Origin of the sequence: Cupriavidus lacunae, assembly GCF_003353055.1 — a bacterium.
GTDB classification, from domain to species: Bacteria; Pseudomonadota; Gammaproteobacteria; order Burkholderiales; family Burkholderiaceae; genus Cupriavidus; species Cupriavidus lacunae.
Window position 1 is genome coordinate 1 of record NZ_QKWJ01000145.1, and the last position, 10,318, is coordinate 10,318.

The following is a 10,318-nucleotide window of genomic DNA, read 5'->3' on the forward strand; positions in this document are numbered from 1 at the left end:
CGCTTCTTCGTTGCATCGTCTAACGGCTTCTTCGACACGGCGCGTATCTCCAATCAACCCGTTAGAGATGAAACGCGCCAGCCCTGAATCCGTTGTCATGTTTTTTGTAAATCTCAATAGTTGCCAGACAGAGCCAGGATGCGCTTCGCCTGCTCGATGACGGGCCTGTCGACCATCTTGCCGTCGACCTGCACGGCATGGCTGCCGGACGAGGTGGCCTCGATCACGCGCCGGGCCCAATCGGCCTGTTGCGCCGTCGGACGGAAGCCCGCTTGCACGCCGGCCACCTGCGACGGGTGGATACACAGCTTACCGGCGAAGCCGAGTTCCCGGGCGTAGGCGACGTCGTCAGCCAGAACGGTCTCCTCCGCCAGCGCGGTGGTCACGCCGTCGACGGGCGGCGGCAGACGGGCGACGCGCGAGGCCAGCACGAGGCGGCTGCGTGCGTAGGCCAGTGCGTCACGGGTGTGCTCGCAGCCGAGGTCGACGGCGTAGTCGATGGAGCCGAACGCCAGCCGCGCCACGCCGGGCGCCGTGGCGATGGCGTCGGCCTGTTGCACCCCTATGGCGCTCTCGATGATCGCCAACAATGCGCCGTTCGGATTGACCCTGCGCAACGCCTCGGCGATGCCGCCCAAAGACGCCGGCTGTTCGGCCTTGGGAACCATTAGCCCGGCCAGCGGCGTGCCGGCTGGCAGGTTGGCGAGCCACTCCAGGTCGGCACTGAAATAAGGCGAGGCGGCGTCATTGATCCGGACAAGGACATTCGCCGCCTGCCCTGAAAGCTGCCTCGCCGCGAGCCACGAGGCGATTGCCACGCGTGCGGCGTCCTTGTCGTCGGGGTGGACTGCATCCTCCAGGTCGAAGATTGTCACGTCTGCGCCGGCGGCAACGGCCTTGTCGAAGCGCTCGTGCCGGTTGCCCGGCACGAAGAGATAGGTGGTGGCGATGTTCATGGCGGTGCCTTTCAGCGGGCGGCAAGGTGGAACACGGAGTCCTTGTGCACGTCGTCCTGCTCAACCACGTGCGACGAGGCGCCGTGGATCAGCGCCGCGTAGCACGGCGAACTGCGGCGGCAGTCGACCTGATGCAAGAAATGAAGACTATGGCTTGCCACGGAAGCGGCGGCGTACCGTTCGGAGCTCGCCATCGTCGAGAAGGGCTAGTTGTATCCCAAGAACGCAATATCGGTCACGTCTTGCCGGTCATTCAAATTCTCCATCAGCACCTCGGTCGGTGTCCGTATCCAAGAAATGGCCATTGGATCGGGGTCCTTAACCGCAACCGGTGCGACGGCGTAGCAAGGCCGGGATACCAGCTCCGGCCTCTTTTCGCTGCCCAAGTGAGCTTCGACTATGGTCATGATTTCTCCTATTACTGAATCCGTAGACGGTTTAAAGCGGATTTCAATTTGCCGCCGACATCGGCTTAAACGTCGGATTCGCCACCATGCCCATATTGCGACGACCGAGTCAGTGCAAGCCTCCGCCCGGTAATGCGGGAGCCTGGTCGGAATCCCTTCATCAACTCTCGCAGGTCTGCCGAAATCATTGCCGACTTCCTTCGAGCCGACACGGAACCCGGCTGATATGCAGTTGCAAGACTGTAGGTAGTCCTTGGCCGGCTCATCACAGCGCAGTTAACACGAGTCGGCTAATTGGGAATGTGGAGCGGGAAGTGCTGGCGCCAGCCTTGACTCCGTAACGACGCGCCGCCATCGCGTCAGCTCGGACTCTACTTTTGCCATCAGCGCCTCCGGACTGCTCGGCTCCGCCGTCGCGCCATAACTTTCAAAACCTGCAATGACGTCCGGGTCTCGCAAAACTTCGTTCAAGACCTGATTTAGTTCCTCCACCTTAGCGGAGGGAGTGCCACCAGGCGCGAACAGCGCGTACCACTGTGTCAATTGCACGCTAGAAATCCCCGCTTCAGCTAGCGTAGGAACATCCGGCAAACATGAGAGGCGTTGTGGACCGGCAACCGAGAGTGCATGAAGGCGCCCGGCCCGTAGCGGCCGATACGCAGTGAGCAGGCTAGAAAACATCACCTGTGTGCGCCCTTCAATGGTCGACGCAATTGCCGGCGCAGCGCCGTCAAAGGTGAGAGAGCGCATCGATGTGCCAGTGGCAAGCTGGAAGAGTTCCGCACCGAAATGAGGCGGTGTGCCGTCGCCTGCGGACGCATAGCGCAGGCCACGTGGCTCTTGTTTCAAGCGGGCGATCAGAGCCTCCAAGTCAGCCGGCACGTTCGACGGATTTGCCACCAACAATATCGGAGAAGACCCAATGAGACCTATCGGCGCAAAGCTGCGGAGGGGATCGTACCCAACCTTCTGAAGAGCGGGATTCATCGCATGTGTTCCCACGTAGCCAAGGAGCAACGTATGTCCATCGGGGACCGCCCGCGCAACATACTCGCAGGCTATTCCTCCGTTCGCACCGGCCCGGTTATCGATGACGACCTCTTGCCCCAGCAGCCGCCCGATGCGGGGGCCGATGAGGTGAGCCACAGCGTCATTGCCACCGCCTGCGCGTGTAGGAAGGATGATTTGCAAAGGCTTCGCTCGCGATCCCATCGAAGGCTTTGCCATTGGCTCCGGCCGTGAGAAAACGTAGTCGGGCAGATGGAGTTCACCAGCCATGATTTTTCGGGCCGTTCGAACAAGAGCTGCACGAGTCACTTTTTTGGCATCCCCCTCGCCCTCCAGTTCCACTTCAACTTCGATCCGGCCAGCAGGATGAAGCACCACGAGGGCATGTCGGCCAGAGTGCCTCTCGTTTCGGCTCGCGACGGTACCCGACAATGCGAAGGCGCTGGCCACGCCGATAGCTCCCGTAACGGCATGAGAAGCATGGCACTTGCGCGGAGTGAAGTAGCGCGATGTGATGCTATCCCGCGAGTCGCCCGGGCTAACCAATACTGGCTTCGGAATGACGCTGTCAGACACATCACCGAGACCCATCAGCAGGCCGGCTTGCAATCGGAGCGCCTCCAGGCGCGCCAGCAATGCTGCATCATTGTCAAGCGTGGCCGGTGCTTCACGGCCGCTGACGCCCAAGTCGCATGCCCGGACAATCATCAGCGGCATGGCCGCATCGATGCAAGTCACCTCGACGCCGTCGATCACATCGATGCGGTTTCCCGTTGGGAATACTTGACCTGTCACGGCACCCCAGGCATCCAGAAAATCAAGCAAGATCGGAGCGCCGGTTCCAGCGACGCCGTCGATGCGGGTGTCACCGTCATAGGTTATCCGGCCATCCGGCGTACGTACGGTCACGTCAATTCGAGCGCCAGTATTGACGTTATGCACGCGTACCCGCGTCGTGTCGCGCTCGACCTGGACGAGACCCTGCTCGATGGCAAAAGGCGCGACCCCTGACAGCATGTTGCCGCAGTTGGGGCGTGTATCCACCGAGCAATTCCCGACTCCCACCTGTACAAAAAGATAGTCCAAGTCACAATCGGGCTGCGTGGACCGTGACACAATGGCCACCTTGCTGTTAAGCGTGCTGCCGCCCCCAACGCCGTCAAGTTGCAAGGGGTCCGATGCACCGATAGCGCCAATCAACGCTTGGTCACGCTCCTCATCGCTTTCCGGTAGCCATTCGCGCAGGAAAAATGGTCCGCGAGAGGTGCCGGCGCGCATCAGGACACAGGGAATAGTTTTACTCATCTCAGTCCGCCTTCAACTTCGCCGCCTGCACAACCGCCTTCCATTTCACTTGCTCCTGTTGCATAAAAACTTGCATTTGACTCGGCGTCATCGTCGCGACCTCCGCGCCCTGGCCTTCCAGACGTTGAACAACGCTTTTCTCCGCCAGCGCTTGGTTGAGAGCCTTGTTTAACGCTTCTACGATCGGCATTGGGGTATTGGCAGGCGCGAAGATCCCATACCACTGCGAAACGTCGACATCATTAATGCCCTGTTCTTTTAGTGTGGGGACGTTCGGCATCAATGCAGAACGCTTGCTGCCCGCGACGCCAACTACCTTAAGCTTGCCACCCTTTACATAAGGAATGGCCGTAAAAAGGCTTGGAAACATCACTTGTGTCTGGCCTGCTATGGTGTCGTTGATCGCAGGTGCAGACCCCTTATACGGGACATGAAGCATGTCGGTGCCCGTGGAGAGCTTGAACATCTCGGCAGCAAAGTGTGGGGCGGTCCCATTGCCAGCGGATGCGTAGCTGACCTTGCTTGGCGTCGCCTTCAGCAGAGCCACGACGGCCTTCGCATCGTTCGCCTTCACCCCGGGATTGAGGACCATCACCGTCGCCGACGACCCGACCATGCCGACCGGCACGAAGTCCTTAATGGGGTCATAGCGCAGGCGCTGCAGTGCAGGATTCATCGCATGGGTGGCGACGTATCCAAGCAGGAGCGTGTAACCGTCGGGCGGGGCTCGCATGACGAACTCGCTGGCAATTGCGCCGTTGGCGCCGGCCTTGTTGTCGACCACAACGGTCTGCTTGAGAATTGACGACATCGCTTGCGCAACCACACGTGCAATGGCGTCGTTGGCACCTCCTGCGGCAGTGGGCACGACCAACGTGATTCGCTTGTCCGGGAAGGCGCTCCAGGCACCGGGGCTGGCCATGGCGGCCGCGACGGCGAGACTGCCGAGGAAAAGTCGTTGGGTAAACCGCATCTGTCTGCTCCCATTGGATATCGTTCGATCTAGGGCCTCTCCGCCCGCAAACGTATCGTCATACTTTTCTGATATCTATGGAATTGCATAATTGCGAACGGTTGATGCACACTATGGATCAGTGACGACGACGCAAGGCACACCGATGACCATCAATTTCAACCTCAACGACTTACAGGCATTCCGTGCAGTTGCCGAGTTGAACAACTTTCGGAAGGCGGCCGAGGCACTGCATATTTCGCAGCCGGCGTTCAGTCGCCGAATCGAAAAGCTGGAAGAAGCACTGGGTGTCCGCTTGCTGGATCGCACCACGCGACGCGTTAGTCTTACATCGGTGGGGCGGGAGTTCGACCGCAAGCTACAACAGATTCTGGATGACCTGGACCAGACACTGCTTGGCATACGAGGGGTAACGACCACGCGCATGGGGGAAGTGACTATCGCCTGCGTGCCTTCAACGGTCTATTACTTTTTGTCGCAGGTCATCTCGCGCTATCACGAGCGCTATCCGAAGATTCGGGTCAAGCTACTTGACGCCAGCGCAAACGAGGTCTTGTCCGCGGTATCGTGCGGTGAAGCGGACTTCGGACTCAATTTCGTGGGCAACCAAGAGCCGGAAATCGAGTTTCGCCCCCTTCTTGAAGAGAGATTCGTGGCGGCATGCCGGCGCGACCATCCACTCGCGAAGCATCGGCGCGTCAAATGGGCAGACTTGGCCGAGTATGACTATATTTCCGTGAGCAAAGCATCCGGCAACCGGCTACTGTTAGACCAAGCGCTAGCCAACGTATCCGGCCTCCCATACAGTATCTATGAGACCCAGCACGTCACAACTACGCTGGGACTAGTCGAAGCTGGGCTCGGCGTTGCGGCTGTGCCTTCGATTGCCATGCCTGGTCCGGACCATCCGCTACTCGTAAGCGTTCCGCTAACCGATCCCGTCATTACGCGCAATATTGGACTCATTCGTCGCAAGGGGCGTTCGTTGCCGCCCGCGGCACAACAACTCTATGATTTCCTCAGCGAAATGAAGTCAACTCGGGGCAAGCGCGGGAGCCGCCGCGCATAGTTACGAGCGGCCGCAATAATTCAGCGCGGCGACGGACCGGCCATGACCACGGACGGCGTATCGCCCGCCTCCAGTTTTTCCTCCGTGAATGGGTAGTTCGATGACAACTCGCGCGTCAGTACGTCACGATCGCAAGCTTTCTCCCACATCGAAACCACGATACAGGCGACGACGTTACTAATCGTACTCGTCAGGGCGCGAGCCTCGGACATGAAGCGGTCAATGCCCACGATAAGCGCGACGCCGGCAACGGGAAGGTCCGGCATGACGGTCAGCGTAGCGACCAGTGCCACGAATCCGCTCCCGGTTACCCCCGCTGCGCCCTTTGAGGTCAACAACATGATGCCGAGCATGGCAGCAATCTGATGCCAGGTCAGGTGGATGTCGCACGCCTGGGCAATAAACATCGACGCAAGCGTCAGATAGATAGCAGTGCCGTCCAGGTTGAAGGAGTACCCTGTCGGAAGTACCAACCCGACGACGCCCTTCTTGCAGCCCAAGCGCTCGAGTTTCAACAACAACCGAGGCAGCACCGGCTCGCTTGACGATGTACCCAGGACGACAAGCAGTTCTTCCTTGATATAACGCAGCAACTGCCAAAGTCGGAACCCATGCAGGCGACACAGGAGACCGAGTACCACTACGACGAAGAAGGAACAGGCAACATAGAAAGTCCCAATGAGGAGCCCCAAAGAACCAATCGACTTGATTCCATAGCGTCCGACCGTGAAAGCCATCGCCCCGAAAGCCCCGATGGGTGCCACCCGCATGATGACGCCAAAGACGGCGAAAAGCATGTGGGAAAAGCCATCGATGGTGTCCAGTACGGGACGAGCCGCGGACCCAATGCGCGACAGCCCGAAACCGCACAACACCGCGAGCAACAGGACGGGCAGGACCTCACCTTGCGCGAACGCCCCGACGAACGCATTAGGGATGATGTGCAAGGCAAAGTCGGCAAAGCCGTGGATATGGATGTCGTTGGCAAAGCGCGCCGCAACACTCGCATCGAGCTGCTTCGGGTCGATGTGCATACCTGCGCCGGGCTGCATCAGAAATACCGTGACGAGACCGGTTAGCAAGGCAATGATGGTCAGTACATAAAATAACCCCATCGACTTCAGCAGAGTCTTTCCAATCTCCTTGGTATCGCTAAGCGACGTAATGCCGGTCACTATCGTACAGAACACGACCGGCGCGATCATCATCTTGACCAGCTTGACGAACCCATCGCCGAGCGGTTTGAGGGATGCACCGATATCCGGCCAGTAGTGCCCGACAGTGATGCCGAGCATCAATCCGATGATCACCTGGACGTATAAGTGCTTGAATGGGCTCCGTAGTTTCACAACGGTGTCTCCTTATATTATTCGACCGACATCAGAATGGCCGGAATTTTCGCCAAGCGGGTTGAGCTTTCAACGCCGGCTTGCAAGCACGCGGTCGACCATCACGCCAGCCTGCCCCAAGTTATTGGCGGGGTCGCACATCGCCTCAAGTTGAGATCGTGTGACATGTCCGCTGATTTCCGGGTGAGCCGCGAGTATGTCGATCAATGGTCGGTTTTCGTCGATGGCCTTGCGGCATAGGTCATAGACCAGGTCATGCGCATATTCCCGGCCGATGTACGGGCCCAACCCCATCATCACCGCTTCGGACATCACAAGCCCGTTGGTCATATCGATGTTGGCGCGCATGCGGTCGGCGTCTACTTCAAGCCCTTGCAGGACAAATTTGGCCTGTTTCAATGCGCCGGAGATCAGGCAGAAGATCTCGGGCAACGACACCCATTCAATCTCCCATGGCCCGGTAGAGCGCTCATGGTCGGCGACCATCGCATCCATCAGAGCCGCTGCGTGCTGTCGCGCCACTGAAATGTTCGCGTGGATGTATAGGCACGAAATCGGGTTGCGCTTCTGCGGCATGGTAGACGAGGAGCCGCGCCCGGGCGCGAATGGTTCGAACACCTCCGCCACCTCCGTCTGCATCATCAGCTTGACATCCATGGCAATCTTGCCAAGCGATCCACCGACGAGACCCAGGAAGGCGCCAACCTCGGCTACGGTGTCGCGTACCGTATGCCAGGAGATGAGTGGCTGCGCCAAACCCAACTCCTTCATCAGCGCGGCTTGCGTCTCCATAGCGCCCGTCTGCAAAGAAGAAAGCGTACCGGAGGCGCCGCCGAACTCTCCCATCAGTACACGCGGCTTAAGCTGCTGCAACCGCTCGCGGTGACGGTCAATGCCAGCCAGGATGCTGGCCATCTTGTAGCCGAACGTAATCGGCGTGGCTTGCTGCAAGTTAGAACGGCCGATGACTGGGGTGTCCCGATATGTCTTCGCTAGCTTAGCGAGTGCCCCCGCAATGTCGTCCAGATCCGCCTCGATCAGTGCGAGACCCTCACGCATTTGCAGCACAGCCGCAGTGTCAGTGATGTCCTGGGTCGTGGCTCCCCAGTGACAGAACTCGCCGAGGCCGTCTCGGCAGTTCTGGTTAATCTGGTTGACCACCGCGATGATTGGATAGCCGATTTGCTCGGTTTTGGCTTTGAGCTTTACCCAGTCGATCTGCGAGAGTTCGCAGTTGCGCACGATTTCGTCGGCGGCCTCTTTCGGGATGAAACCGAGTTCGCCCTGCACCTTTGCCAGGGCGCGTTCGATGTCAAGGTACTTGGCGGTCCGGTTCTCGTCCGACCACACCTCGCGCATGCGCGCATCACTGAACATGTCGCCAAAGATGCGCGAGTCAATAATTGTGGAAGCCATAATGTTCTACCTCTGCTTGATCTTGTCGAACGAGTCGACGGATGGAGTCGGATTCACACCGCATTGTCCGAACGCAGTGCCGTAATCTCGTGGGAGGCGTATCCGAGCTCCGCAAGAATGGAGTCGGTGTGTTGACCAAGGGCAGGGATCGGGTCCATACGCGGCCCTTCGTTCCAGGTGCCAGGCGGCAACAAGGCAGGCAGCGTGCCCTGCGGCGACCCAACCTCAGTCCAGCGACACCGCGCTTTGAGTTGCGGATGTTCCCAGACCCCGTTCATATCGTTGACACGGGCATTGGCGATCTGCGCGATTTCCAGCCGCTCCACCACCTGCGCGCCGGTCAGGGAAGCGAAGGCGTCCACGATAATCTGCCGCAAGGCTGTGCGCGCAGCCACCCGCTTCGAGTTGGAGGTAAAGCGCGGATCCTCGACAAGTTCGGGCTGCTGCAGCACTTTCAGGCAGAAGCTCGCCCACTCCCGTTCGTTCTGCAGACCCAGCATCACCGTGACGCCGTCGCCTGCAGGGAAAGGACCATACGGATAGATAGTGGCGTGACTTGCGCCAGTGCGCGGCGGCGGCTCCGCGCCGTCGAATGCGTAGTAAAGCGGGTAGCTTGTCCACTCCGCCAGCGATTCAAGCATCGAGATATCGATCCGCTGACCGCGCCCGGTCTGAGCGCGCTGGAGCAGCGCGGCCAGGATATTGGTGTAGGCATACATGCCTGCGGCAATATCGGCGATGGACGGTCCAGCCTTGCAGGGTTCCTCGGGGGTCCCTGTCACCGAGACGAAGCCGGCCTCGCTTTGGATCAGGAGATCATAGGCCTTCTTGTCCCGATAGGGGCCTGGATTGACCGGGTCATCGCCGTAGCCGGAAATGTCGCAAACAATCAATTCCGGCTTGACTGCGGAGAGCCTCTCACAGCCCAGTCCCAAGCGGGCGGCCGCCCCGGGCGCGAGATTCTGCACCACGACGTCCGCCTTATTCATGATGAGACGCTCGAGCACGCCAGCAGCCGCCGGATGCTTGACGTCCAGCGTCAAGCTCTCCTTCGAACGATTGGTCCAAACGAAATGCGACGCCAAGCCGCGCACCCGTTCGTCGTATCCGCGAGCGAAGTCGCCCACGCCCGGCCTTTCGATTTTGATGACACGGGCGCCTAGATCGGCTAGCTGACGGGTCGCGAACGGCGCCGCGATAGCATGTTCAAACGTAACGACGGTGATGTCTTTAAGTGGTTGCATCGTGAGAATCCGGGAGGCAAATCAGCGCAAGACGGCAGTGGCGTCCATGGTCAGCCATCCTTCATGGTCCGACGCCCAAAGATGAATGGTCTTGCCATCAGCCTGAGGCTGCCCATTGACGTGGAAGGGTTGCAGGTCGAATGTTGGACGCACTGCGCGAAAGCGGAAGCTCACCACGTCAGCTTGCGGGAGCTCGCGCCGAAGCAGGTCCAGCAACAGCGTGGCGATAAGCGGTCCGTGTACGATGAGGCCTGGGTATCCTTCTACTTCCGTCACATAGCGGCGGTCATAGTGAATGCGGTGGCCATTGAATGTCAGCGCCGAATAGCGGAACAGCAGTACATCGTCCGGCACGATTTGGCGCCGCCAGGCCGCTTCAGAAGGCGCCGCTTGAGGTGTGGCGGCAATGTCACCCGATTGCTGTGCCTCGCGATAGACGATGTCATGAAACTCCACGAGCGAGGGCTCTAAGAGCCACCCCTTTCAAGGTGATCAAACGACACGTCCAGCCTTGATGACACGGGCGGTAGATACATGCCGTCGTGCCACGCATCCGGCAACATAGCCCTTCTTCTTGGGCGCCTTCGGTCC

9 protein-coding genes and 1 pseudogene are annotated in these 10,318 nt (G+C 59.5%); 1 reads left to right on the forward strand and 9 read right to left on the reverse strand.

Annotated features, from left to right (window positions below; genetic code table 11):
• Positions 1–113: 113 nt before the first annotated feature.
• From DN412_RS41005 to DN412_RS41020, 5 genes are all read right to left on the reverse strand, one after another.
• The gene (locus tag DN412_RS41005) at positions 114–956 is read right to left on the reverse strand and encodes an HpcH/HpaI aldolase/citrate lyase family protein (RefSeq protein ID WP_115216741.1); all 843 of its coding nucleotides are present in this window, start codon (positions 954–956) and stop codon (positions 114–116) included.
• 11 nt (positions 957–967) lie between these two features.
• Positions 968–1,093, reverse strand: coding sequence for a hypothetical protein (locus DN412_RS45320; protein ID WP_279635308.1), 126 nt, complete (start codon positions 1,091–1,093; stop codon positions 968–970).
• A 69-nt stretch (positions 1,094–1,162) separates the two neighbouring features.
• Positions 1,163–1,363, reverse strand: a complete 201-nt coding sequence (locus DN412_RS41010) for a hypothetical protein (protein ID WP_115216742.1) — start codon at positions 1,361–1,363, stop codon at positions 1,163–1,165.
• A gap of 276 nt (positions 1,364–1,639) precedes the next feature.
• Entirely contained in the window at positions 1,640–3,676 is a 2,037-nt protein-coding gene (locus DN412_RS41015; RefSeq protein ID WP_115216743.1) for a 4-oxalomesaconate tautomerase, read from the reverse strand.
• A 1-nt stretch (position 3,677) separates the two neighbouring features.
• A complete protein-coding gene (locus tag DN412_RS41020; RefSeq protein WP_115216744.1) occupies positions 3,678–4,649 on the reverse strand; it encodes a Bug family tripartite tricarboxylate transporter substrate binding protein in 972 nt (323 codons plus the stop codon).
• Between the two features lie 145 nt (positions 4,650–4,794).
• On the opposite strand from DN412_RS41020, the gene DN412_RS41025 reads away from it, so the two are divergent.
• Complete coding sequence (locus DN412_RS41025; RefSeq protein ID WP_115216745.1) at positions 4,795–5,718, forward strand: LysR family transcriptional regulator; 924 nt, start codon at positions 4,795–4,797, stop codon at positions 5,716–5,718.
• A gap of 20 nt (positions 5,719–5,738) precedes the next feature.
• Here DN412_RS41025 and dctA read toward each other — a convergent pair whose 3' ends face one another.
• The 4 genes and pseudogenes from dctA to DN412_RS41045 form a co-directional block, all read right to left on the reverse strand.
• Positions 5,739–7,067: a C4-dicarboxylate transporter DctA gene (dctA, locus tag DN412_RS41030; RefSeq protein WP_115216746.1), complete on the reverse strand. Its 1,329-nt coding sequence runs from the start codon at positions 7,065–7,067 to the stop codon at positions 5,739–5,741.
• Between the two features lie 69 nt (positions 7,068–7,136).
• Entirely contained in the window at positions 7,137–8,483 is a 1,347-nt protein-coding gene (locus DN412_RS41035) for a class-II fumarase/aspartase family protein (RefSeq protein WP_115216747.1), read from the reverse strand.
• 53 nt (positions 8,484–8,536) lie between these two features.
• Positions 8,537–9,727, reverse strand: coding sequence for a CaiB/BaiF CoA transferase family protein (locus DN412_RS41040; RefSeq protein ID WP_115216748.1), 1,191 nt, complete (start codon positions 9,725–9,727; stop codon positions 8,537–8,539).
• A gap of 21 nt (positions 9,728–9,748) precedes the next feature.
• Positions 9,749–10,189 (reverse strand): annotated as a pseudogene (locus DN412_RS41045) (HTD2 family dehydratase); the annotation flags it as partial.
• Between the last annotated feature and the right edge of the window lie 129 nt (positions 10,190–10,318).

Excerpts from the sequence above, each read along its gene's own strand:
- DN412_RS41015 (WP_115216743.1), bottom strand. The coding sequence starts at position 3,676 with ATGAGTAAAACTATTCCCTGTGTCCTGATGCGCGCCGGCACCTCTCGC.
- DN412_RS41020 (WP_115216744.1), bottom strand. The coding sequence starts at position 4,649 with ATGCGGTTTACCCAACGACTTTTCCTCGGCAGTCTCGCCGTCGCGGCC.
- DN412_RS41010 (WP_115216742.1), bottom strand. The coding sequence starts at position 1,363 with ATGACCATAGTCGAAGCTCACTTGGGCAGCGAAAAGAGGCCGGAGCTG.
- DN412_RS41025 (WP_115216745.1), top strand. The coding sequence starts at position 4,795 with ATGACCATCAATTTCAACCTCAACGACTTACAGGCATTCCGTGCAGTT.
- DN412_RS41005 (WP_115216741.1), bottom strand. The coding sequence starts at position 956 with ATGAACATCGCCACCACCTATCTCTTCGTGCCGGGCAACCGGCACGAG.
- DN412_RS41040 (WP_115216748.1), bottom strand. The coding sequence starts at position 9,727 with ATGCAACCACTTAAAGACATCACCGTCGTTACGTTTGAACATGCTATC.
- DN412_RS41035 (WP_115216747.1), bottom strand. The coding sequence starts at position 8,483 with ATGGCTTCCACAATTATTGACTCGCGCATCTTTGGCGACATGTTCAGT.